The organism is Amycolatopsis orientalis DSM 43388, assembly GCF_000411975.1.
Lineage (GTDB): Bacteria > Actinomycetota > Actinomycetes > Mycobacteriales > Pseudonocardiaceae > Amycolatopsis > Amycolatopsis orientalis_D.
This window is the reverse complement of record NZ_ASXG01000109.1, coordinates 1-22,030: the sequence shown is the minus strand read 5'-3', so window position 1 is coordinate 22,030 and position 22,030 is coordinate 1. Positions and strand designations below refer to the sequence as shown.

The window sequence follows — 22,030 nt, the reverse complement described above, 5'->3', positions numbered from 1 at the left end:
GACATGGTTCGGATCGTGTCGCGTTCCCACGTCGCGGCGGTCCTCGACCTGCGCGAGGTCATCGAGGCCGTCGAGGAAGCGCATCGGCAATTGGTGCTCGGCGGAGCCGCCCAGCCCGCCCGCGCCTGCGCGCTCGTCCCCGGCAGCGACGGCCTCCTCGTGCCGATGACGGCCGCGGTGGACGGCGCCGGCGGCGTCAAGCTGCTGGCGCCGTCCTGCCGGGCAATCCGGAGTCCGGCAGGCCTCGCCAGCAGTCGGCGATCATCCTGGTCGACACCGCGAGCGGACGCCCGGAAGCTCTGCTGGACGGCGCGCTGATCACCCGCTTCCGCACGGCGGCGGCCTCCGCGGTGGCGACCCGCGCACTGTCCAATCCAGACAGTGCGGTGCTCGGCCTGATCGGAGCCGGGGCACTGGCCCGGGCGCACCTGGAAGCCATCGCCGCGGTCCGTCCTATCCGGACGGCGGTGGTGTGGAGCCGCAATCCCGCGACCGCACAGGCATTCCGGGACGAGGCGATCGATTCGGGCTGCGAAATCCGGTTGGCCCGCACGCCCGCCGAAGCAGTTCAGGCCGCGGACGTGGTGTGCACGCTCACCCCCGCGGTGGACCCGATCGTGCGAGGAAGGTGGCTGCGCCCGGGCCAGCACTTGAACGTGGTCGGCGCGCCGCCCCGCCCGCACCACCGCGAAATCGACGCGGAATGCCTGCGCCGCGCCCGCGTCGTCGTGGACAGCAGGCACACCGCGCTGACCGAGTCCGGCGCCGCGCTCGCCGCGCTGCGCGAGGGGGCGATCAGCGAGCAGCAACTCGAGACCGAACTGGGCGAGGTGCTCGCCGGGGTCTGCCCGGGCCGCACCGGAAAAGACGAGATCACCCTGTTCAACTCGGTCGGGGTGGCAGTGCAGGACATCGCGACGGCGGCGCTGGTGCTGCGGCACGTCGTGGGCCGGGGACTCGGCGTCGAAATCGCGCTGGACCGATGACTCCGGGACCAGCGATTCGCGACGGCAGTCACCGCCACGACGACCACCCCGCACCACAGATGTGCGCGAGCGTCCCGGCCGGACAGGTGCGCACCCGGCGAGCCTCATCCCCTGACCGGCTTCCCGGAAATCCCCCGGCCTTCCTTGTCGCCATATTCCGCGTGAAACACCGTGCGCACCCGGGTGCCGGAAGGGCGAGGAGTCTCCTCGCCCTTCCGGCACCACAAACGAGTCAGGCGGCCACCGTATTGCCTTCCCCGACCGCACGCGGCGCTCGCTTTCCCAGCTCGGACAACGGAACCCGGCAGGTTTCGCGCATGGTCAGCACCGCGATCCCCGCCGCCACGGCTGCCGCGGCGGTCAGCCCGGCGACTGGCAGCCAGTTCTTCAGGTCCGCTCCGGCGAGGGCCGCGGCGATGGACGGCGCGAACCCGCCGAGCGCGAAGCCCAGTTGTGTGCCCACAGCAACTCCGGACATCCGCACCTTGGTGCCGAACTGCTCGGTCCACAGGGCATAGCCGACCCCGCCGTAGGCGCTGTAGACGACTCCCGACAACAGGATCCCGAGCGCGAACACCAGCACGATGTTCGCCTGGCTGACCGCCCAGATGAACGGCCAGATCAGCACCGCGACACCCACCGCGGCGACGGCGAAGACCGGCTTGCGGCCGAACCGGTCGCCTGCCTTGCCCCACAACGGGATGGCGGCCAGCGCGACCACGTTGCTCAGCATGATCATCCACAGCATCGCACTGCGGGACAGGCCGATCGTGGACACCCCGTAGGTGAGCGAATAGATGCTGACGATCGTGCTGGTGACGGAAATCAGCGCGCTCACGACGATCTTGAGCACGTCGGGCGTGTGGTGCCGCAAAAGCACCAGCAGCGGAGCCTTGGGCACGTCGTTCTGCTTGCGCGCGGCGGCGAATTCCGGGCTTTCCCGAAGCGACCGCCGGATCCACCAGCCGACGACCGTGACGAGCGCGCTCAGCAGGAACGGGATCCGCCAGCCCCAGGACAGCAGCATGGGCGTCGGCATCGAGGACAGCGGGAGGAACACCGCGGTCGCCAGGATGAGGCCGAATTGCGTGCCGGCCAAGGTGAAACTGGTGAAGTAGGCACGCCGGCCGGGCGGCGCGTGTTCCAGCGTGGCGGACCCGGCGCTGGACTGCTCGCCGGCGACCGCGAGGCCCTGCACGAGCCGCAGCGCGACCAGCAGGATCGGGGCGGCGACGCCGATCGTGCCGTATCCGGGCAGCACGCCGATCAGGAACGTCGCGGTGCCCATGCCGACCAAAGTCAGCAGCAGCACGCGTTTGCGGCCGAGCGTGTCGCCGAGGTGTCCGAGGATGAACGAGCCGACGGGACGGGCGACGTAGGCGACCCCGAACGTGGCGAGCGAGGCGATCGTCGCGGTCGCGGCGTTGCCGGCTGGGAAGAACACCTTCGGGAAGATCAGGGCCGCGGCGGTGCCGTAGATGAAGAAGTCGTAGTACTCCAGTGCGCTGCCGATCCACGAGGACACAGCGGCCTGGCGTGGGGTGCGGCGGGCGGCGCCCGGCGATGCGGGATCGTGCTCCTGGCGCGGGACGGCGTCGTCCACGTCAGCCTCCTTGAGTGACCGCGGCGGCGGTCGGCGGGTCCGTCCGGCCGGAAGGTACCGGCTGGTTATGTACCGGATAGTGAGTTAGCCGCCGCGGGTGTGTCAAGCCTTCCGGCGCGATCCGGTCGGATCAGGCCCGTCCGACGTGCGCGGTCAGGTACTCGAGAACGAGGTCTCCCAGCATGCGCCGGTAGTGGCCGCGGCGCGCCGGATCCAGCAGGTCGCGGTCGAAAATGACCTGGAAGGTGTGCTGGTTGGCGGTCCGGAAGACGCAGAACGCGCTGATCATCATGTGCACGTCGAGCGCGTCGACGTCGTCGCGGAACAGCCCGGCGGCGCGGCCGCGCTCCAGGATGCCGGCGAGCACGTCGACCGCGGGCGCGGCGAGGCCGGACAGGATCGGCGAGGTCCGCAGGTGCCGCGCGTGGTGGATGTTCTCGATGCTGACCAGCCGGATGAACGCGGGATGCGATTCGTGGTGGTCGAAGGTGAGCTCGGCGAGCGCGCGCATGGCCCGGGCCGGGTCGAGGTGGTCGACGTCGAGCTGCTGCTCCAGCGCGCGGATGCCCTGGTAGGCGCGTTCGAGGACGGCGACGTACAGCCCTTCCTTGCTGCCGAAGTAGTAGTAGATCATCCGCTTGGTGGTGCGGGTGCGGGCGGCGATCTCGTCGACGCGGGCGCCGTCGTAGCCGCGGTCGGCGAACTCCCCGGTCGCGACGTCGAGGATCTCGGCGCGAGTGCGTTCGGCGTCCCGCTGCCGCTCCGGCGCGTCGGACGGTTCGGCGCTCACGGGGTCGTCCTCGCTGCTCGGCTCACGCCGCCGAGGATATCCGTCCGCGGCTTCCCTTTCGCGGCCGGACACGGTACAAGTAACTAACTAGTACATTCATTGACCGCGAGGAGTCCGTGCCATGTCCCCCGACCGCGCCACCTCCGGCCGGCTGCTGACCGGCCTCGTCGGGACCGGCATCGGCCCGTCGCTCTCGCCCGCGCTGCACGAGCGCGAGGCGCGCGAACTCGGCCTGGACTGCACCTACACCCGGTTCGACCTCGACGTGCTCGGCGTTCCGGCCGACGCCGTCGGCGAGCTGCTCGCCCGGGCCCGCGCCGAGGGCCTGTCCGGCGTCAACGTCACGCATCCGGTGAAGCAGCTGGTGATCCCGCACCTGGACGAGCTTTCCCCGGACGCCGCGGCGATCGGCGCGGTCAACACCGTGGTCTTCGCCGGCCGTCGCGCGATCGGGCACAACACCGACTGGTCCGGGTTCCGCGACGGGTTCGCCGCGGGTTTGCCCGGCGCACCGCTCCGCCGCGTCGTGCTGCTGGGCGCCGGCGGAGCAGGCGCCGCCGCCGCGCACGCCCTGCTGACCCTCGGCGCGGAATCGCTCGCCGTACTCGACACCGACGTCCCCCGCGCGGTCCGGCTCGCCGAAGACCTCGCCGCGCGGTTCGGGACCAGCCGGGCGCGGGCCGGGAGCGGTCTTGAGCGAGAACTCCCCGACGCCGACGGCTTGGTGCACGCGACCCCGGTCGGCATGGCCGAACACCCCGGCCTGCCGCTGCCGATAGCGTTGCTGCGCAAGGAACTCTGGGTCGCCGAGATCGTCTACCGCCCGCTGGAGACCCCGCTGCTGCGCGCCGCCCGCGCGCTCGGCTGCCGCACCCTCGACGGCGGCCGGATGGCGGTGCATCAGGCCGCGGCGGCGCTGAAACTGTTCTGCGGCCGCGAGCCCGACCCGGCGCGGATGCTGCGCCACCTCACCGAACTCGTCGGCGCCGAGACCACTGGAGGCACTAGCCGTGTCGCGTGAGCTCCGCACCGGAATCGCCACCGTCTGCCTTTCCGGAACGCTCGACGACAAGCTCTCCGCCGCCGCGGCCGCCGGATTCGACGGCGTCGAGATCTTCGAGCCCGATCTCGTCGCCTCTCCCATGCCGCCCGGCGAGGTGCGGCTGCGGTGCGCGGACCTGGGCTTGTCGATCGACCTCTACCAGCCCTTCCGGGACCTGGACTCCACCGACCCGGACCGCTTCGCGGGCAACCTGCGCCGGGCCGAGCGCAAGTTCGACCTCATGGAAGAACTCGGCGCCGACACCGTGCTCGTCTGCTCGTCAGTGGCCGACGACGCGGTCGCCGACCTCGACCAGCTCGCCGAGCAGTTGCGTGCCCTCGCCGAGCGAGCCGGCGCGCGCGGGCTGCGGATCGCTTACGAGGCACTGGCTTGGGGCAAGGAAGTGTCCACTTACGACCGGTCGTGGGAAGCCGTGCGCCGGGCCGGCCACCCCGCGCTCGGCCTGTGCCTGGACAGCTTCCACATCCTCTCGCGCGGCTCGGATCCCGCCGGCATCGCCGAGATCCCCGGGGACAAGCTGTTCTTCCTCCAGCTCGCCGACGCGCCGCACCTGTCGATGGACGTGCTGCAGTGGAGCCGCCACCACCGGCTCTTCCCCGGGCAAGGCGCGTTCGATCTCCCCGGCTTCCTCGCCCCGGTGCTCGCTGCCGGATACTCCGGGCCGCTGTCGCTCGAAGTGTTCAACGACGTCTTCCGCCAAGCCGATCCGGACCGCGCCGCGATCGACGCGCACCGCTCCCTGCTCGCCCTCGCCGAAGCCGCCGGAGCCCCCGACCCGATCGCCCAGCCCGCGCCGGAAGTCCGCGGACCGGCCTTCGTCGAACTCTCCGCCGACGATTCGCTGGCCCCGGTCCTGTCCGCGCTCGGCTTCGCGCGCACCGGAATCCACCGCACCAAACCCGTGGAACGCTGGGAACAAGGCGCCGCGCGGATCCTCGTCAACCGCTCCGGCGGCCCGGTGGCGGTAGCCGCGCTCGCCGTCGAATCCGCCGACCCGGCAGCCGCCGCCCGCCGCGCGGTCCGGCTCGACGCGACCCCCCTGCCGCGGGAACGAGGCCCCGCCGAAGCGGACCTCTCGGCGGTCACCGCGCCGGACGGAACCGCGTTGTTCTTCTGCCGCACCGGAAACGAGGACGACTGGACCGGCGACTTCGTGCCCACCGGCGAAACCGCCGAGGGGATCGGGGTCACCGGCATCGACCACCTCGGGCTGGCCCAGCCGTTCGACCACTTCGACGAAGCCGCCCTCTTCTACCGCACCGTGCTCGGCCTCGAACCAGCCGCGACGGGCGAGTTCGCCGCGCCCTTCGGCCTGGTCCGCAGCCGAGCAGTCGCCGACCCGGACCGCCGGCTCCGGCTGGCGCTCACGGTTTCCTTGCTGCGCCGCGGAGAATGGGCGCCCGGCGTGTCCGAACCGCAGTACATCGCCCTCGCGGTCGACGACCTCCTCGCCGCCGCCCGGGCGGCCCGCGCCGCCGGCGCCCCCCTGCTGGCCGTCCCGGACAACTACTACGCCGACCTGGACGCCCGCCTCGACCTGCCCGCCGACCGGCTCGCCGCCTACCGCGACCTCGGCGTACTGCACGAACACACCCCGGAAGGCGATTACCTGCAAGTCTGCACCGAAGTACTCGGCGGCCGGGTGTTCCTCGCACTGGTCCAACGCCTGGGCGACCACGACGGCTACGGCTGGGCAGACGCCCCGGTCCGCATGGCCGCCCACCGCCGCCGACGGCTTGCTCGCACACAGGTACCGGCCTGAGTGGGCCAGTGCTTTCGCTCGGACCTGCTGGCTGTCCGATGGTTTGAGCGGCTCGGGGGCGGGAGCTGCCCCAGGCGCGTGCCGGCGAACTCCGTCTTCCTGCGATCCCCCGACGCACGCGAACCATGCTCGCCGCGCCGGTTTTCCTTTTCCCGGAAGGCTTGGCGAACCGACCGTCCGAGGTTCCTTCCGCTGCTACGTTCCTTCCATGAGATCTTTGCGGGACACCTTCTCGCTGAACGAACTCACGGGAAAGCAGGAACGGTTCTTCGCGATCTCGATGTCGGTCCTCTACCTCGGCACCGGCCTGTCCTCCTCGTCGCTGGCGATTTACCTGATCCGCTGCGCGGGCCTGCCGCCGTCCGGCTACGGGGCGGGCATGAGCGTCGCCGCGGTCGCCGGGATCGCCGCCGGACCGCTCGCCGGATGGCTGGCCGATCGCCGCGACGGGCATGTCGTTTACGCGGTGCTGGTGTGGCTGATGAGCATCGCCACCCTGGCCTTGACTGTCGCCCCGGGATGGCTGGCGCTCGTCTTGCTCAGCGTGCTGGTGGCGTGCGGGCGAGGCAGCGCGGCGGTGCTCGGCGCGTTGATCGGGCGGGGCGTCGGCACCGAACACCGGGTGCCCTACCGCGCGGTGCTGAAATCGCTGAGCAACATCGCGATGGTCGTCGGCCTCGGTCTCGGCGCGCTGGTATTGGGTTTCGGGTCGATCACCGCGTTCCGCATCGGCTTCGCCGCCGAGGCGGTCACGTTCGTGGTCGCGGGACTGCTGGTCCGAGCCGCCGGAAAGCACCTCGCGGCGCACCGGACCGATCCGCTGCCGCGGGCCGCGCCGGATCCCGGCCGGTCGAGTGTGTTGCGGGACCACCGGTTCGTCTTGCTGACGATCGCGAACGGCGTGCTGACGCTGGCGGAGCCGATGATCACCATCGCGCTGCCGCTGTGGGTCCTCAGCCGGATGCACGTTCCGCTGTGGCTCGTGTCCGTGGCTTTGGTGGTGCAGACGGGCGGCATCGTGGTCTTCCAGATTCCGGTCGGCCGCCGGGTGACCACGGTGCCCACGGCGGTCCGCGCTGCCCGGCTCGGCGCGCTCCTCCTCGGCGCGGCCGCACTGCTGTTCCCAGTCGGAGCACTCACGGGCCACGGTGCACCGGCCGTCGCCGCGATCATCGGCATCGCACTCGCCGCGGTGGGCGGCGAAGTGCTGTGCGGGACCGCGTCCTGGTGCTTCCTGTACGGCCTGGCGCCCGAGTCGGCGCTGGGCCGGTACCAAGGCTTCTACAACACGGGGTTCGATCTGAGCCTGATCGTCGCCCCGTCCCTGTTCGGCTGGTTCGCGGCCACCGGCGCCCAGACGGGCTGGTTCGTCCTGGCCGCGGTATTCCTGGCGACCGGCCTGGCGCTGGCCCCCCTCACCCACCGCGGAACGCTCAGCCACCCGGCTCACCGAGGCCGGGGGTGCGAAATCCGGTGAACGTCGCGGTTTTGCGCACGGTGAACCCTAGCCGCCGGTAAAGCGCGATCGCGGGGGAATTCGTGGCCTCGCCCGCGTGCCTCGGGTGCGGTGCAGACAGCGCTGATTTCCGTCGGGGAAGAAGACGGGTGCCCAGTGTGCGGGCGGGGCGACCGGGAGGCTGAAGAGGTGGCGACGTCCGGCAGGTATCCGACGGCCCGGCCCACCCGGCGGGCGAGATGCCGGCGCCGTCCGCGCAGCGAGTGGCCGGCAGGGTCGTCGAGGACGGCAGTCACTGCGTCTCCCTGGGCAGGCCGGTGCGCGGCGGTTCCCGACAGGCGGACCCGAACCGCCGGACCGGGTGCCCGCGGTTCGACGGTCCGGGAGCCGGTCAGGTCAGATGGTCGAATTCTCCGCTGACCCACCGGATGTGCGTCTCGGCGGAACGGCGCACGACGGCCTTCGCGTCCGCGTCGATGGTGTCACCGCCGAGGGTGTACAAGCGGTCGTAGGACCAGCCGTCCAGCCGGTCCGCGATGCGCCGGACCACCGCGGCCGACAGCGGGATGTGCTTCGGGAAATTGCGCTGGAACGACACCCAGTTCGGCGCCAGGCCGCCGCTGATCGTGTCGCCGGACAGGAGCGTGCCGTCCGCGGTGCGCAGCACCGAACTGCCCAGCATGTGGCCGCCGACCTCGATCAGCTCGACCCCGGGCACCGGTTCGGCGTGCTCCGTCCAGAACTCGAGCACCGGGTCGGTGCGGCCCAGCCACTCCCGGCCCGCGGCGTTCACCAGCACCGGGATCCGCCCGAACGCGTGGCTCCAGCTGACCTGGGCGGCGAACATGTGCGGGTGGCTGGTCGCCACCGCGGCGAGGTCGCCGAATGCCCGCACCGCGGCGAGCGTGTCCGATTCGATGGTGGTCGGCGGATCCCACAGCACGTTTCCTTGCTCGGTCCGCACGACGAACGACCACTGCCCGATGCCCACCACCGGTTCCCGCCGCAGGCTGTGCACCCCGCGGCCGTGGTCCCGCTGCTTCACAGTGTGCGGTTCGGCGGCGAGCTGCTCGTGGGTTCGCCAGCTTCCGGAGTGCGGGCCCAGGTCCCCGCGCTCCTCGATGCCGACCTCGCCGCGGTCCAGCACGCACCGCGGGGGCTCGGGGGAACCGGGTTGCTCGATGCCGCATCGGTCGCAGATCCACAGTGTCATGATCGCGATTCTCAAACCTCGACCATGGTAGAGGTCAACAGTCCGTCGTGCATGGCCACCGGCGGCTCCTCGCCCGGACCGGCCCCGAACGCGACGCCCGCCGCTTGGCCAGACCCTGCGGCCGACGTCCTTCGAGTCCACGACCAGCCCCACCGCGAGCAGAACAACGACGATCCCGCCCACGACGACCACTGCCCCCAGCATGACTGCCCCTCGCGGTCAACGGCGCACCTAGCCCTCACCTCACGACCGCGACCCGCGGGCGACCGGAAACTGCTTTCCGGACATTTCGCCGCCGAGTTCGCCGGGTGCGCACCCGGCCGCGGCGAACAAGTCCGGGGTCCGAGCAACGGTCCGTCGCGGGTCCACCCCGGGTGTCCCGCGCCCGGCAGGAAATACCCAGGCGAGCGATTCAGCGATCCGGAATGCCACTGACGGCGTTATAGCGAGTATTGCGCGCACTGCCGGGGTGACCCCATTCGCGGCCGGCTGGTTGCCCGCTTCCGCCGCATAACCAACACTCGACTGCGTAGTTCCCCGCACCGGGAGAATTGCCTTCCATTCACCAGCAGGGAAAGGAATGTCATGCAGCTCAGGAAAATGGCGGCCGCAGGGGCGATCGCGGCGGCGGCCGCGGGAATGTTCGCGTTCGGCGGGGGCACCGCGGCAGCGGCCGCGCTCCCCGCTCCGCCCGGAAACACCAACTTCAACGGAGCCCCGTGGCAGATCTGCGGGTCGAACACGCCGATCGTGGGCGGGCTTCTGGGAGCCGGTTCCGGAGCCACCTCCGGAAATTGCCGGAACGCGTACACGCCGTCCGGGACCAATGCGAATTTGCTGCCGTGGCAGATCTGCGGCTCGAACACGCCAATTGTCGGCGGCGGCGCACTCGCCGGATCTCCCGCGAAGAGCGGCGACTGCACGAACGCTTCGGTCAACTGATCCCACAACCACTGGCGGGCGCGGGCGGCCCGGATATCGACACGGATTCCGGCCGCCCGCACCCGCTGGAAAGGAACGCCATGAAACGTGCAGCCACTGCTCTCGCGCTGGCCCTCGGAGGTGCCGCCGCGGGAGTTTTCCTCGCGCAGTCGCCGGCTTCGGCCGCCAACGCGAACGGGGTGCCCGTACAGGTCTGCGGCAGCAGCGTGCCGGTCGGCACGACCGGCGGCTCCGCGTCGTCGGGCCGGTGCGCCAACGCGGACGGCGGGGACCCCAACGTCTCGGCGGCGCCGGTCCAGGTGTGCGGATACAGCCTGCCCGCGGTCGGCGGGCCCGCGTCCGCACGCGAATGCGACAACGGCGGACAGCCCGGCCGTCCCGGCACGAGCGTGCTGCCGGTGCAGGTCTGCGGCGCGACCGCCGCGATCGGCAGCACCCGGGTCCCGGTGCCCAGCGGTCCAGTCGGCTCGCCCCGCTGCTACAACTCGCCGTCCGCGCTGGAGAGCCTCGCCCCGTGACCCGCCCCGGGCGCGGGCGTTCCACTGCGGTCAGCGCCCGAGGAGCAGCTGCCCGAAGAAGGGGACGAACAAGCATCCCAGCGCGGCTGGGCTGGTCTTCTCGAACCCGGGCACGGCCGCCGCGCGCTACGATGCCGGGCGTGTCGCTCAACCGGGTCGAGGGGATTCCAGGGCTGGAGTACCGCTCGTCGGATTCGCCCTACGTCGAGGGCGTGTACCGGGTGGCGCCGGACGGCCGCAGCGGCTTCGCGCCGGAGCGCATGGTGTCGGTCGTGAACTCGAACTGGGAACTGCTGGTGTGGGCGTCGGCCGGGGCGACCGCTGTTTCGGTCCGCGGTCCGGAGACCCGGCCCACCGTGGTGCCGCTGGGCGGGCTGGGCAGCGCCTTCGGCGTGATCTTCCGGCACGGTGCCTACCTGCGGAATCTGCCCGTACGCGGCCTGGTGGACGGCAGCGTGGCGAGCCCGCACACGACACCGCGCTCGTTCGTGCTGCAGGGCGGCGAGTGGGAGATTCCCCGCTACGACAACGCGGAGACGTTCGTGGAACGCCTGGTCCGGGCCGGATTGCTGGTACGGGACCCGTTGGTGGCCGACGTGCTCGCCGGGGAGCGGCCGGTGCTGGTCACCCCGCGCTCGGTGCAGCGCCGCGTCGCCGCGGCCACCGGGCTGACGCAGGGCACGATCCGGCAGATCGAGCGCGCGCGGCAGGCCACGATGCTGCTGCGCCAGGGCGTGGCCGCGGCGGACGTCGTGCACCTGGCCGGGTACCACGATCAGCCGCATCTGGCGCGGTCGCTGACCAGGTTCGTCGGCCGGACGGCGACCCAGCTGCGGCAGCCCGCCGCCGGCGAGACGGTGTCGCTCCTGTACAAGACCGACGTCGAGGTGCGGCCCTAGGTTCGAATCCGGCCGGAACGCCCGGCCACGAGAACCGAGGAGCACCCCGTGGCTTTCACGCAGATCTACGTCAACCTGCCAGTCGCCGACCTGGACGCGAGCACGGCCTTCTACGCGGCGCTGGGCGGCGTGGTCAACCCGCAGTTCACCGACGAGACCTCCGCGCAACTCGCCCTCGGCGACGCGGTGACGGTGCAGCTCATGACGCACGAGCAGTTCCGCCAGTTCACCTCGCGACCCGTCGCTTCCGGCGCGATCGAGTCGATCCTCGCGGTGCCCGCCGAGTCGAAGGAGGAGGTCGACCGGCTCGCCGACGCCGCCGTGAAAGCGGGCGGGTCCGAACCGCGTCCTCCGCAGGACATGGGCTGGCTCTACAACCGCGCGGTGGACGACCCGGACGGCCACAGCTGGGAGCTGCTCTCGTACGACGCCTCGGCCATGCCCAGCACACCGGAATGACCGACCGTGCGGGCGGCCGATTTTCCACCGCCCGCGACGACCTCCGGGCCGCCGTCATTCGCCGCGGCAGCACGGGAAGACGCTCGAGCCGCCGTAGTCGCGTTCGTCCAGGTTCCGCAGGACGTCTCGCTGAGAAGTCGCCGCCGCGGAAGTCGTCCCACGGCTGCGGGGAATGGATGCGCATCAGATCGAGCCCGCCGATGTCCATTGTGGACAGCGACTCGCCGATCGCGGCCGCGGCCCGGTCGCAGTCCTTGATTTCCGCGGCGATCTTGGCGGAGACGAACAGCGGTAAGCCGCGGCGCCCCGCTTCGGCGACGCCGGTGACGCCGCGGAACTCGGCGTCACCGGCGCATGTCGCAGCGCCGCCGGTCAAGCGGGCAACTGGACCCCCGGCACCATCGCCGGATCGTTCCGGACGGACGCCGGGTTGGTCTCCCGCAATGCCCAGGCGCACAAGAACGTCACCAGCCCGGTCGCCGCGACGAACACCGCGACCAACGTGGTCGTGCCGGTCGACGCGATGAAAGCCGTCATGAGGAACGGCGTGCCGCCGCTCCAGATGATCGCCGCAAGCTGGTAGGCCAGCGAGGCGCCGGAGAAGCGGATGTTCGGCGCGAACATTTCGCCGAGGAACGCGGCCAGCGGGCCGTAGATCGCCGACTGGAAGATGCCGCCGACGGTCACCGCGACGAGGAAACCCGCGATCGTCCCGGTGTTGACGAGCAGGAAGTACGGGAACGCCCACAGCATCACGCCCGCCGCGCCGGCCATGATCATCGGGCGGCGGCCGAAGCGGTCGGACAGCGCGCCGCCGGCCAGGGTCGCGCCGGCCGTGATCAAGGAACTGAACAGCGAGGCCGTCAGCAGCGAGCTTTGCTGCATGTGGAGTTTCACCGTCGCGTAGCTGAGCACGCCGGCGATGCTGATGTAGAACAGCACGTTCGTCGCGGCGAGCAGCCCGCAGCCGAGCAGGATCTTGCCCCAATGGCGGCGGATCGCCTCGCCCAGCGGAGCCCGCACGGTCTTGCCTGCCTTCCGCTCGGCGGCGTGCTGCAGCTGGCGGAACTCCGGGCTCTCCTCGACCTTGGCCTGGATGTAGAGCACCACCGGGAACAGCACCGCGCTGAAGAAGAACGGGACGCGCCAGCCCCAGCTCAGGAATGCCGCGGGCGAGGTCAGCGCGGTCGCCAGCAGGAACGCGACGTTGCCGAGGATGACGCCGAACGGCACGCCCATCTGCCCGAACGTGCCGGCGAATCCGCGCCGCTTCGGGCCGGCCGATTCGGTCAGCAGCAAGACGATGCCGCCCCATTGGCCGCCGCACGCCACGCCTTGGACGAAGCGCAGCACGACGAGAAGGATCGGCGCGAGCACCCCGATCGACGACGCGCCGGGCAGGCAGCCGATCAGGAAGGTCCCGAGCCCCATGCCGAACAGCGACGTGACGACGACCGGTTTGCGGCCGTAGCGGTCGCCGAAGTGACCGGCGAGCGCGCCGCCGATCGGGCGGGCGATGAAGCCGGCCCAGAACGTGCTGAACGACAGCAGCGTGCCGATCAGCGGCGAGCTGTACGGGAAGAACACCTTCCCGAACACCAGCGCCGCGGCCGTGCCGTACAGGAAGAAGTCGTACCACTCGATCGAACTGCCGACGAGGCCGGCAGCAAGCAGTTTGCGCGGCATTCGGCCGTGCGGAACGGGCGCGTTGCGCGCCCCGTCCGGCCCCACCGGTGATGCGGTCATCAGCCACTCCTTTGTGCACTGAAGGGTTTTCGCGGTGGACGAACGCTGCCGAGTCCTCCTCGGTGAGCACCGCCGCCGGCTGCGGCATTCAGAACCTGACGTCAGGTTCAGGTCGGCGAGCGGGTGCAAGTGTGCGGCACGCTGACACGAGTGTCAATGGACCGGCCGCGCACCGGCCCTCGAAGCGTTACCCGCGGTGGTCCGGAAAGCGCAGCGCGTTGGCCCAGATGCGGGTGAGAGTGCCGACGAGATGGTCGAAGTCGGGCGGCCCGCCCTCGTCCAGCGCGAGCGTGCTGAAGGCGACGCGGCTGACCATCATGGACAGTGCGCGCGAGGTCAGCTCCGGGTCGAGCTCCGGATCCGCGAGGCCGCGCTTCTGCAGTTCGGCGATTCCCCGCGCGTTGCGGTCGATGAACGCCTGCGCCCGGCGGCGGCGCAGCCGCTGGAAGGCCGGGTCGATGTTGGCGACCTGGTCGAGCAGCGCCATCAGCCTGGCGTTGCGGCGGTAGGTTTCCAGGTAGGCCCGGTTGCTGGCCTCCAGCACGGCGTACGGATCGCCGGTGTCGGCCACCCGGCCCATGCCCGGATGCCGCATCTCCTCCTCCGCGACCGCCAGCACCGCCGCGAAGATCTCTTCCTTGTTCTTGAAGTACAGGTAGAACGTGCCGGTCGAGCACTTCGCCTCGGCGGTGATGTCCGCGAGCCGCGCGTCGAGATAGCCGAGGCGTTCGAACACCGCCCGCGCCGCCGCGATCAAGGTCGCGCGCGTGCGCGCCCCGCGTTCGGTCGCCGGGGGCTCGCGCAGCAAAGCCGGATTCGCCAGCGACGGAGGTGGCGAACCGTCCCAGCCGTCGAGGTCCATCAGCAACTTATACGGGCAACGCGGCGGCGCCTTCAACTCGCGGTCTTCGCGGCGGGAGGCCGTTCAGCCGGTCGTGGGCAGCGTGAGGACCTGGCCGGAGTCGCCGGTGCTGACGGTCACCGGCGCGAGGGCCAGCCCGCCCCGGTAGTTCAGGTCGCCGCTCGCCAGCACGACGCGGATCGCGTGGCCGGCGGCGAACTGATGCACGATGGCGGGCAGCGTGATGTGCACCGGCGCGGTCGGGTCGGCCACGCGAGCGGGCGCGATCAGGTTGTGCACCAGGCTTTCCGTGCCGTCCGGCGCGACGTCGTAGACCTTCGCGAACACCACGAGCTGGCCGGCCGGCCCGGTCGCGCTGGTCGCCGCCGCGGTAGGGGCCTGCAGCCGCACGTCGAGCGTCGGCGCTCCGGCTACGTTGACGGCCGCGGGCAGGGCGGCCCCGGTCCACGACGCGTACGTGCCGGGAAGGTCGGAGTCCGGCGGCAGGTTCGGGGAGAACGCGTCGATGCCCGAGGAACTGGTCGGGAATCCGGCCGGCGGGGTGACGAAGCTCTGCGAGCCCGCCGCGATCCGCGACGGATCGGTGACCAGGCCGTTGCCGGAGAGGTAGTACCGCGTCGGGCTTCCGGCCGGGTAGGCGGGTGCGGTGCCGTAGGCCGGGGTCGCGATCCCGGTGTAGGGCACCCAGTCGCGGAAGTAGGCGAACTCCGGGGAGGTGTCGGCGGGGCCGCCGGCGAGGTACTGGCGGAACCAGCTCGCCACCCGGGCGGTCTCGTATTGCGTGCTCGGGTCCGGATCGGACAGATCGAGCTCGCCCGGCGCGGGCGTCGAGCCCGAGTGGCCCCAGGACTGCCAGACCATTTTCACCGGCGTGCCCTGGGCTTTCAGCGTCTGGTAGGTCGCGGCTGCCTCGTTGAGGTTGAACAGCGTGTCGTTCTCCCCCTGCATCAGCAGCACCGGCACGCGGATCCGGCTGGCGTAGGTGCTGACCGACGCGTGCCGGAGCAAGGCCAGCAGGTCGCTCGTGGGATAGCCGAGCGTCCCCGCTTCGGCGAGCCCGGTGCAGACCTCGGCGGGGAAGTTCGGGCAGCCGATCACCCGGGAGGGGTCGTACTGGAACCCGGTCGCGCTGTCGAGCAGCGCGCCCTCGGAGAAGAACAGCAGGGGCCAGGTCAGCTTGGTGACGCCGGAGCCGTTGGAGGTCACCCCGCCGCGCAGGTCGGTGTTGTTCGGGGTGAGCGAGTACGACAGGTCGTTCCACGTGATCAGCGGGACGAGCGTGTCGATCCGGGGGTCGACCGAGGCCGCCGCGAACTGGACCTCGCCGCCGTAGGAGCCGCCGATCATGCCGACCCGCGGGTCGTACTGGTCGTGTTTGCCCGCGTGGTCGACCTGGTCGTGCACGACGGAGTCGAGCCCGGCCACCGGCTGGGTGTGCGCCGCGTCGGCGTAGGCGATTCCGTTTTCGCCGCCGAGGAAGCTGACCAGCTGGCTCGCGGCCTGCCCGTCCCAGTCGGGGTCGTCGAGGGTGATCTTGCAGCCCGAACCGCCGAACCCGAGCCCGGAATAGGACAGCACCGCGTAGTCCTGGCCGGCGAGGTAGCGCGCGATCCCGGCCTGGTCGTCTTTGGAGCCGCCGAACCCGTTGGTGGTCAGCACGGCCGGCACCCGGTGCCGCGGTCCCGCGTCCGCGGGAAGGTAGAGGTCGCCGACGATGTCGCAACGCTCCGCTCCGCCCGGTCCGGCCAGCACGCTGAAATGCAGCGTCGTCACGGAAAACCCGGAACCACTCGCCGCGGCCGTGCCCGGCACCGCACCAAGCAGCATCGCCGCGGCTGCCAGTGCCCACGTTCGTCGCATCACGCCCGCCTTCCGCCCGCCGCTCCCAGCACCACCCCCAACGGCCGACCGGCGAATCGGTTACGCGTCTGCCCGCATGGCGCGTCCTGACGATGCGCCGTGGACCGGAACCGGCGTTTCACTCGAACCGCACGACGTCCCATTCCAGGATCCGCGCTTCGGCGAGGCCCTCGACCACGAACGGATCAGCCGCGATGAACCGTTCCGCGTCCTCGCGCGAGCGGAAGATCCCCATCGACCCGGCCGCCGGGTCCGGGGCGGAGAACGGACCGAGCGCGAGCAGGCCGCCGCCGTCGGCGCGGAACTTCTCGTAGAACGCTCGATGCCGCGGGAACACCTCGAGGATTCGGGAACGGTCGATTCCTTCGCGCACGCGGTACATGACGACGAATTCCATGCCGGGCATCCTATGCCGCCCCGGAGCCGACCGGCTATTCCGCAATCCGGCCGGAAGCCGACGGTTGTCGACAACGGCGACCGTCGGACGGAATGTGAGATTCGGCTGTCGGCGGCGTCCAATGTGGAGGATGACGGCAACCTGAACTTCAGCTGCCGTTCGACGTTGATCGCGCCCAGCATTCTTCGCAACGCGAAGCGCGCGTCGACGCGGCTCTCGCCCTCCGTGACCACCTTCGCACCCACACCTGAACAACCAGTGCTGACAACGACGATGCCGCCGACGTCGAGCAGCACTCCCGTGACGGTGCCGCGTACGAGAGCCCCGTCCACCCCGAAACGGTCTCCGACGCGAAAACCTCCGACTCGAACGCCACCCCGGTACGGGTATCAATGCCGGGACGGCGACGAGGTGAAATACGACGTGTGCGCGGGCCACAAAGCGTGGGTCGACGGACAGCGGGAATTCACCGACTGCCTGGACAGCGGAGGCACCTGGGACGTCGACAAGCAGCGTTGCGTGCATGCTTGACCGAGTTGCCGTCTCGCCAGCCTCGCGGGTCGCAGCCGAGCCGGGTACCGCAGCTGAGGTATAAGTGACATCCGTCCACTTAGGTCAATCAGTTCACGCCGACGAGCGCCCCAATGGTCGTGCGCCACGCCAAGGCAATCCACGGAGAATGACCTTTCAGTACGCCGCCGCCGCGCGAAGGATCGCCGCCGCCGAGCGTTCGACGTCTAGCTCGGTGGTCAACCAATTGGAGACCGAGATTCGCAGGTAGCGCCGGCCGCGCCAGGTGGTGCCGCCCAGCCAGCAGGTGCCGTCGCGTTGGACCGCGGCGATGATCGCGTCCGTCCGGTCGTCGTCGCCGAACCCGACCAGCACCTGGTTCAGCACGACGTCGTTCGCGATCTCGGCACCGCCTTCGGCGAGGAGCGCGGCGAACAGCCGCGCGTGCCGGCAGCAGCGGTCGACGAGGTCGGCCATCCCGTCGCGCCCCAGCTCTCGCAAGGCCGCCCACACCGCGAACACCCGTGCCCGACGCGACGCCTCGAGCGTGAGATCCCCCATTCCGGACAACTCGGCGGAGCCCGCGAGATACGGAGCGCGATAGGCGATCGTCTCGGCGTGCAACCTCGGGTGCGCACAGAACGCGAAGCCCGAGTCGTACGGGACGTTCAGCCACTTATGCCCGTCGCACGCCCAGGAGTCGGCCAGTTCCAGGCCGCCGACCAGTGTCGCGGTCGAGGGGCTGGCCCCGGCCCAGAGCCCGAAAGCGCCGTCGATGTGAACCCAGGCGCCGTGGCCCTTCGCGAGAGTGCAGGCGGCACGCAGGTCGTCGCACGCTCCGGTATTCACGTTCCCCGCCTGCAGACAGACGATCGCGGGACCCTCGCCCCGGTCCAGAACCCGGGCCAGGTCCGCCACGTCGATCGCACCCTGCGGACCCGCGGCCACCTCCTCGATCGCCCGGGTGCCGACGCCGAGCAACCTCAGCGAGCGGTCGATGGTCGCGTGCCGCTCGGCACTCGCGACCACCCGCAGAGCGGGCGCCCCGCCGAGGCCGTCCCGCTCGACGTCCCACCCGGCTTCGGCGAGGACCCGATGCCGTGCCACCGCGAGCCCGACCGTGTTGGCCGCCTGGCCGCCGGTGACGAACCCGGTCGACGCGGTGGCCGGAATGCCCAGAAGATCCCTCAGCCACCTGCCCGCGACATCCTCCGCAGCGGCCGCCGCGGGCGACAGCGCGGGATTGAAACTGTTCTGGTCCCACCCAGCCGCCAGGAAGTCCGCCGCGACCGCGGACCGCAAGGCGCCTCCAATCACCAACCCGAAAAACCGCGGTCCCGCCGTCGCCACGAGTCCTTTCTCCGCGTTGCGAGCGAGTTCCTCGAGCACGGCATCCGGAGGGCTGGAGCCACGGGGAAGTTCTTCTCCGAAAGCCTTCCGCAAGGCCGCGAGATCGACGGGCTGCGCGACCGGTCGCTCGCCCAGACCGGCCACATAGTCAGCCGCCAGCTCCGCGGCCCGGATGAAGAGAGAGTGCTCCTCGTGCATGGATTTCCTTCCCACGACGCCGCGATTGCCTGGTTGTCAGGTTCTCATCCGCCGCAATAGCCCGAAAAACCCTGAACATGATGCGATCGTCCGGCGGGAAGCCGGCACAGCCCGAAGCAACCGGCGACGCTCGTGGGCTAATCTCGTGCTCACTCGGGTCCGGTCCGGAGCCGCCTGGTCAGGACGGATTCCCCATGAGCACAGTCCCCGATGCCGACACGACGCCGGCGCCGGACCGCATCGTCGCCGTTGAGCCGGAAGAGGGCCGGCCGCCGCGAGGGGACCGATGGTTCGCGCTCAGTCTGAGCGGTCGCCGGGGCACGCGCCTCCTGGTCGCGTTCGTCTGTTTGGCGGTCTGCGTCGCAATAATCGTGTTCGCCCGGTCGCGGATCTACCTCGCGCTTCCCGCCGTCGTCGCTGTCTTCGCCGCAGCCCGGCTCTGGCTGCTCGCCCGGATCGCCTTCCGTGCCCCGAAAAGGGTGCGGGAGCGGTTGCTCGACCTGCCGTTCCGCAAGGTGCTCGTGGACGACGACATGCTCCGGGCCACGAAGTGCGCGCTGTACCTGAGGCTGGCGAACGACCAGTGGTTCCGCGTCGGCCGGCCGCGGGCCAGCGGATTGATTGCGAGCAGAGGGTACGTCTGGCTGACCGGCCCCGAACCCGCCGGCCGCGCAGGGCTCGTGGTGCCAGGTTCCGTCACAACGGCCGTTCTGCGCGTCCGCACGCTGCCCAGCTCTGCGCTCCCGGTGCCTCCTCGAGTACCGGATCCCACCCACAATGGGCAGCTCCGCCAGATCGTCCAGCTCTACCGGCCACGGCGAACCGCGGCCGCCGTCATCAGACTCGCGCTGGCGGCCTGGCTGGCAGCTACCTACGCGCCGCTGCTGCTGCGCACCTACCGGCAATCCGACGAACTCCTCGGGCTCGCCACCTTCCTCGCGCTCTACCTGGCCGCCGCCCTCGTCTGGACATCGGCGGTGTCGCTGCACCATTGGCGGATCCGTGCACCCCGCGCAGCCCTGGCGACCACCTGGACCCCATTGCGAATCGTCTCCGACTCCATGCGAAGCGGCGGCAATCACGGGAAACTCACCTGCCGCGTCACTTCACCGGAAGGAACCCGCACCGCGTCCATCGCCGGGCTCCCCTTCGTCGCCGCTGCCCGCACAACCGGGGTCGTGTGGGCAGCGGGCCAGCCGAAAAAGGGCACTGTCCTCATCGGACTGCCCGGCTACCCGATCCTCGGCATCGCGAAGCTCGGGCGCATCGAGCACCGTTGACCCGCGCCGCACGGAGCCGTGCCCAGCACGACCGAGCCAGAGCGGGCCGGGAGCCCCCGGCGCGATCGCGGCACCGGGGGTTCCGCCAGCAGCTATTCGCCGGTGTCGTCGCCACGCTGTCCGTGAACGCATCGGTGCGGGTCCGCGCGCAGGCACACAGTTCCGCCGTTGACGCGCAACCCGGCGTCGTCGAACGCGGTGGTCCAGGAACGGGCGATCGCGGTCTGCGCGGTGGTCAACGGAATCAGGCCGCTGCAGACGGCGTCCTTGAGCTTGTTCTCGACCGCGTCCTTCGGGTTGGGGATTTTCCCTGGCTCGACCCACAGATTGCGCGGATCGTCCGGCGCGCCCCCGAGTTCGAGCGACACGAGGTGGTCGTACTCGCCGGGCGCACCCGGCTGGAGGTGGTAGGCCTTCGCGGTGGCGGCCTTCATGCTGCTGGTCTTGGACGTGGGAGGCCGCACGGTCTTGGTCCAGCCGCTCTTGCACACCGTGGAACCGATGTCCGCCTGGTTCACCTGCGGGTTCACCGCCCCGGGCGTGCAGGCCGGATCGGGAACCGGCTGCCCGTCGCGACTGCCCAGCCGGCACGAGCCCGCGCCCGGCACCGGGGTCGAGGAGTTCCCGGCGGCCAGGCCCGCATGGTCGGCGGCCGGGCTCGGCGATTCCCCGCCCTCGGACTGGTGGCTCGCGGAACGGCTCGCCGTGCACGCGGCACACGCGAGCACTCCCGCCGCGACGACCCCAGCCAGACGAATCGCCCCGCCCGGACGAAAACCCTTATTCCGCACACTCTTCCCTTCCTGCCGGAGGCGTCCCCGCCGTCCGGGACGCCAGCCGCGCACAGACTCTCCGACGAGTCTCGAACGGCGTGGGCGCGACACGCGGCACCGCCGGAATCCCACCCTCGCCGCCGGGCACCCGCCGGGGAGTACGGGCGATTGCGGCCGAAATGCCGCACTCGATTCACGACAGGCTTCGGCAACGCGGCCGCGCGGACACCAACAACAGCCGCTTCTCCCTGGGCACCGGACAAGCCGCGCGACGGACCTGAACGAGAAGACCCATGACGTGTGGTGAACTCGCGGTTCGCGGAGCAGCTTCCCGCGCGCTGCACTACGAGCGCGAAGTTCTCGCAACCCGGGATCCGCCCCATGCAAGGAGTTTGGAGCGCAGTGCCAAGCACGCGGCGTTTGTGCACTGCTCGCGACGGCGGAGCGTCCGGGTTCGCACCAGGTCCGGTTCGATCAGAGCATCACCGGAAGTGCCATTACTGGATGTCACGGACGTTCGCACACTACGGCGGACCGGTCCGGCGCTTCCCTCAGCTGTTCGTCAGGGAGAGGTTGAACGTGTACCTCGACGCCCGGTACACATGCCAGCCGTACTCGACGACTCGGCCGGTTTCGTCGTACGTCGTTCGCTGCATGGTCAGCAGCGGGGCGCCGGGCTCCTCGCAGAGCAGTTTCGCGTCTTCCGCGGACGCCAGCCGCGCGCCGATGCTCTGCTGCGCCGAGTGCAGCCGGACTCCCGCCGCGCGCAGCAGCTGGTAGAGGCCGTTCTCCTTCAGGTCCGCATCGGACGGATCGAGCAGGCCGTCCGGGAGGTAGTTGTTCATCACCGCCAGCGGTTCGCCGTCGGTGGAGCGGATGCGCTTCAAGCGCCGCACACGGGCGAGCGACGGGGCTTCCAGCAGCGCGGCCGTTTCGGCGTCCGCTTCCTCCACTCGGTTGCACAGCACCGCCGTTTCCGGGGTGCCGCCGAGGCCCGACAGGTCGTCGTACAGGCTGCTCAGCCGCAGCGGCCGGGCGACCTTCGTGCGCACCACCTGGGTGCCGACGCCGCGTTTGCGGACCAGCAACCCCTGGTTGACCAGCGACTGGATGGCCTGCCGGACGGTCGGCCGGGACAGCCGCAGGCTCGCCGCCAGGTCCAGCTCGTTCGCCAGCCGGGACCCGGCGGGCAGCCTGCCGTCGTCGATCGCGGCGTGCAGCTGGCGCGCGACCTGGAAGTACAGCGGCTCGGGACTGGCCGGATCCACCGCGATCTCGCGCGCGGGATCCCAGGCCGGGCTGGTGCTGATAGCGGTACCTTCTTTCATGGCTGGGACCTCCGGGGAACGCTTCTGGTGCTTGT

20 protein-coding genes are annotated in these 22,030 nt (G+C 70.8%); 10 read left to right on the top strand and 10 right to left on the bottom strand.

The window, feature by feature from the left end; genetic code table 11:
- Nucleotides 1-3 precede the first annotated feature (3 nt).
- Together L942_RS45480 and L942_RS21060 are read left to right on the top strand one after the other, a co-directional pair.
- Nucleotides 4-318: a hypothetical protein gene (locus L942_RS45480; RefSeq protein ID WP_235079282.1), complete on the top strand. Its 315-nt coding sequence runs from the start codon at nucleotides 4-6 to the stop codon at nucleotides 316-318.
- A complete protein-coding gene (locus L942_RS21060; protein WP_326929353.1) occupies nucleotides 216-986 on the top strand; it encodes an ornithine cyclodeaminase family protein in 771 nt (256 codons plus the stop codon). The genes L942_RS45480 and L942_RS21060 overlap by 103 nt, the downstream gene beginning before the upstream one ends.
- Nucleotides 987-1,218: 232 nt before the next feature.
- Here the strand turns inward: L942_RS21060 and L942_RS21055 are convergent, their stop codons facing one another.
- Together L942_RS21055 and L942_RS21050 are read right to left on the bottom strand one after the other, a co-directional pair.
- Nucleotides 1,219-2,589: an MFS transporter gene (locus tag L942_RS21055; protein ID WP_037363036.1), complete on the bottom strand. Its 1,371-nt coding sequence runs from the start codon at nucleotides 2,587-2,589 to the stop codon at nucleotides 1,219-1,221.
- A gap of 130 nt (nucleotides 2,590-2,719) precedes the next feature.
- Nucleotides 2,720-3,379: a TetR/AcrR family transcriptional regulator gene (locus tag L942_RS21050; RefSeq protein ID WP_037363034.1), complete on the bottom strand. Its 660-nt coding sequence runs from the start codon at nucleotides 3,377-3,379 to the stop codon at nucleotides 2,720-2,722.
- Between the two features lie 121 nt (nucleotides 3,380-3,500).
- Between L942_RS21050 and L942_RS21045 the strand changes: the two genes are divergently transcribed.
- From L942_RS21045 to L942_RS21035, 3 genes are all read left to right on the top strand, one after another.
- Complete coding sequence (locus L942_RS21045) at nucleotides 3,501-4,400, top strand: shikimate dehydrogenase (RefSeq protein ID WP_037363032.1); 900 nt, start codon at nucleotides 3,501-3,503, stop codon at nucleotides 4,398-4,400.
- Complete coding sequence (locus tag L942_RS21040; protein WP_037363030.1) at nucleotides 4,390-6,204, top strand: sugar phosphate isomerase/epimerase and 4-hydroxyphenylpyruvate domain-containing protein; 1,815 nt, start codon at nucleotides 4,390-4,392, stop codon at nucleotides 6,202-6,204. Before L942_RS21045 ends, L942_RS21040 begins: the two co-directional genes overlap by 11 nt.
- A 208-nt stretch (nucleotides 6,205-6,412) precedes the next feature.
- Nucleotides 6,413-7,681, top strand: a complete 1,269-nt coding sequence (locus tag L942_RS21035) for an MFS transporter (RefSeq protein WP_081655155.1) — start codon at nucleotides 6,413-6,415, stop codon at nucleotides 7,679-7,681.
- A gap of 370 nt (nucleotides 7,682-8,051) precedes the next feature.
- On the opposite strand, the gene L942_RS21030 is transcribed toward L942_RS21035, so the two are convergent.
- Nucleotides 8,052-8,873: a hydrolase gene (locus tag L942_RS21030; RefSeq protein WP_037363026.1), complete on the bottom strand. Its 822-nt coding sequence runs from the start codon at nucleotides 8,871-8,873 to the stop codon at nucleotides 8,052-8,054.
- Between the two features lie 585 nt (nucleotides 8,874-9,458).
- Here L942_RS21030 and L942_RS21025 point away from each other — a divergent pair.
- The 4 genes from L942_RS21025 to L942_RS21010 all read left to right on the top strand — a co-directional run bounded on the left by L942_RS21025 (nucleotide 9,459) and on the right by L942_RS21010 (nucleotide 11,691).
- A complete protein-coding gene (locus tag L942_RS21025; protein WP_158684501.1) occupies nucleotides 9,459-9,815 on the top strand; it encodes a hypothetical protein in 357 nt (118 codons plus the stop codon).
- An 80-nt stretch (nucleotides 9,816-9,895) separates the two neighbouring features.
- Nucleotides 9,896-10,333, top strand: coding sequence for a hypothetical protein (locus tag L942_RS21020; RefSeq protein ID WP_037363022.1), 438 nt, complete (start codon nucleotides 9,896-9,898; stop codon nucleotides 10,331-10,333).
- Nucleotides 10,334-10,473: 140 nt separating this feature from the next.
- Nucleotides 10,474-11,232, top strand: coding sequence for a helix-turn-helix domain-containing protein (locus L942_RS21015; protein WP_326929352.1), 759 nt, complete (start codon nucleotides 10,474-10,476; stop codon nucleotides 11,230-11,232).
- Between the two features lie 48 nt (nucleotides 11,233-11,280).
- A complete protein-coding gene (locus L942_RS21010; protein WP_037363021.1) occupies nucleotides 11,281-11,691 on the top strand; it encodes a VOC family protein in 411 nt (136 codons plus the stop codon).
- Nucleotides 11,692-12,063: 372 nt separating this feature from the next.
- Here L942_RS21010 and L942_RS21005 read toward each other — a convergent pair whose 3' ends face one another.
- The 5 genes from L942_RS21005 to L942_RS20985 all read right to left on the bottom strand — a co-directional run bounded on the left by L942_RS21005 (nucleotide 12,064) and on the right by L942_RS20985 (nucleotide 18,614).
- Complete coding sequence (locus tag L942_RS21005) at nucleotides 12,064-13,437, bottom strand: MFS transporter (RefSeq protein WP_037363019.1); 1,374 nt, start codon at nucleotides 13,435-13,437, stop codon at nucleotides 12,064-12,066.
- A 187-nt stretch (nucleotides 13,438-13,624) separates the two neighbouring features.
- Nucleotides 13,625-14,299 (bottom strand): TetR/AcrR family transcriptional regulator, encoded by a 675-nt coding sequence (locus tag L942_RS21000; RefSeq protein ID WP_051166127.1) that lies wholly within the window; start codon nucleotides 14,297-14,299, stop codon nucleotides 13,625-13,627.
- 63 nt (nucleotides 14,300-14,362) lie between these two features.
- Complete coding sequence (locus L942_RS20995) at nucleotides 14,363-16,159, bottom strand: CocE/NonD family hydrolase (protein ID WP_037363015.1); 1,797 nt, start codon at nucleotides 16,157-16,159, stop codon at nucleotides 14,363-14,365.
- A 118-nt stretch (nucleotides 16,160-16,277) separates the two neighbouring features.
- A complete protein-coding gene (locus L942_RS20990; RefSeq protein WP_051166126.1) occupies nucleotides 16,278-16,556 on the bottom strand; it encodes a YciI family protein in 279 nt (92 codons plus the stop codon).
- 687 nt (nucleotides 16,557-17,243) lie between these two features.
- Nucleotides 17,244-18,614, bottom strand: coding sequence for a pyridoxal phosphate-dependent decarboxylase family protein (locus L942_RS20985; protein ID WP_037363012.1), 1,371 nt, complete (start codon nucleotides 18,612-18,614; stop codon nucleotides 17,244-17,246).
- A gap of 194 nt (nucleotides 18,615-18,808) precedes the next feature.
- Between L942_RS20985 and L942_RS20980 the strand changes: the two genes are divergently transcribed.
- Nucleotides 18,809-19,894 (top strand): hypothetical protein, encoded by a 1,086-nt coding sequence (locus L942_RS20980; RefSeq protein WP_037363009.1) that lies wholly within the window; start codon nucleotides 18,809-18,811, stop codon nucleotides 19,892-19,894.
- A gap of 92 nt (nucleotides 19,895-19,986) precedes the next feature.
- Here the strand turns inward: L942_RS20980 and L942_RS20975 are convergent, their stop codons facing one another.
- Both L942_RS20975 and L942_RS20970 read right to left on the bottom strand, forming a co-directional pair.
- Nucleotides 19,987-20,685, bottom strand: a complete 699-nt coding sequence (locus tag L942_RS20975) for a hypothetical protein (protein WP_235079280.1) — start codon at nucleotides 20,683-20,685, stop codon at nucleotides 19,987-19,989.
- Between the two features lie 533 nt (nucleotides 20,686-21,218).
- Entirely contained in the window at nucleotides 21,219-21,995 is a 777-nt protein-coding gene (locus tag L942_RS20970; RefSeq protein WP_051166136.1) for a GntR family transcriptional regulator, read from the bottom strand.
- Between the last annotated feature and the right edge of the window lie 35 nt (nucleotides 21,996-22,030).

Excerpts from the sequence above, each read along its gene's own strand:
- L942_RS21025 (WP_158684501.1), top strand. The coding sequence starts at position 9,459 with ATGCAGCTCAGGAAAATGGCGGCCGCAGGGGCGATCGCGGCGGCGGCC.
- L942_RS21030 (WP_037363026.1), bottom strand. The coding sequence starts at position 8,873 with ATGACACTGTGGATCTGCGACCGATGCGGCATCGAGCAACCCGGTTCC.
- L942_RS20980 (WP_037363009.1), top strand. The coding sequence starts at position 18,809 with ATGAGCACAGTCCCCGATGCCGACACGACGCCGGCGCCGGACCGCATC.
- L942_RS20995 (WP_037363015.1), bottom strand. The coding sequence starts at position 16,159 with ATGCGACGAACGTGGGCACTGGCAGCCGCGGCGATGCTGCTTGGTGCG.
- L942_RS21045 (WP_037363032.1), top strand. The coding sequence starts at position 3,501 with ATGTCCCCCGACCGCGCCACCTCCGGCCGGCTGCTGACCGGCCTCGTC.
- L942_RS21020 (WP_037363022.1), top strand. The coding sequence starts at position 9,896 with ATGAAACGTGCAGCCACTGCTCTCGCGCTGGCCCTCGGAGGTGCCGCC.
- L942_RS21005 (WP_037363019.1), bottom strand. The coding sequence starts at position 13,437 with ATGACCGCATCACCGGTGGGGCCGGACGGGGCGCGCAACGCGCCCGTT.
- L942_RS45480 (WP_235079282.1), top strand. The coding sequence starts at position 4 with ATGGTTCGGATCGTGTCGCGTTCCCACGTCGCGGCGGTCCTCGACCTG.
- L942_RS21000 (WP_051166127.1), bottom strand. The coding sequence starts at position 14,299 with ATGGACCTCGACGGCTGGGACGGTTCGCCACCTCCGTCGCTGGCGAAT.
- L942_RS21035 (WP_081655155.1), top strand. The coding sequence starts at position 6,413 with ATGAGATCTTTGCGGGACACCTTCTCGCTGAACGAACTCACGGGAAAG.
- L942_RS20985 (WP_037363012.1), bottom strand. The coding sequence starts at position 18,614 with ATGCACGAGGAGCACTCTCTCTTCATCCGGGCCGCGGAGCTGGCGGCT.
- L942_RS20970 (WP_051166136.1), bottom strand. The coding sequence starts at position 21,995 with ATGAAAGAAGGTACCGCTATCAGCACCAGCCCGGCCTGGGATCCCGCG.
- L942_RS20990 (WP_051166126.1), bottom strand. The coding sequence starts at position 16,556 with ATGGAATTCGTCGTCATGTACCGCGTGCGCGAAGGAATCGACCGTTCC.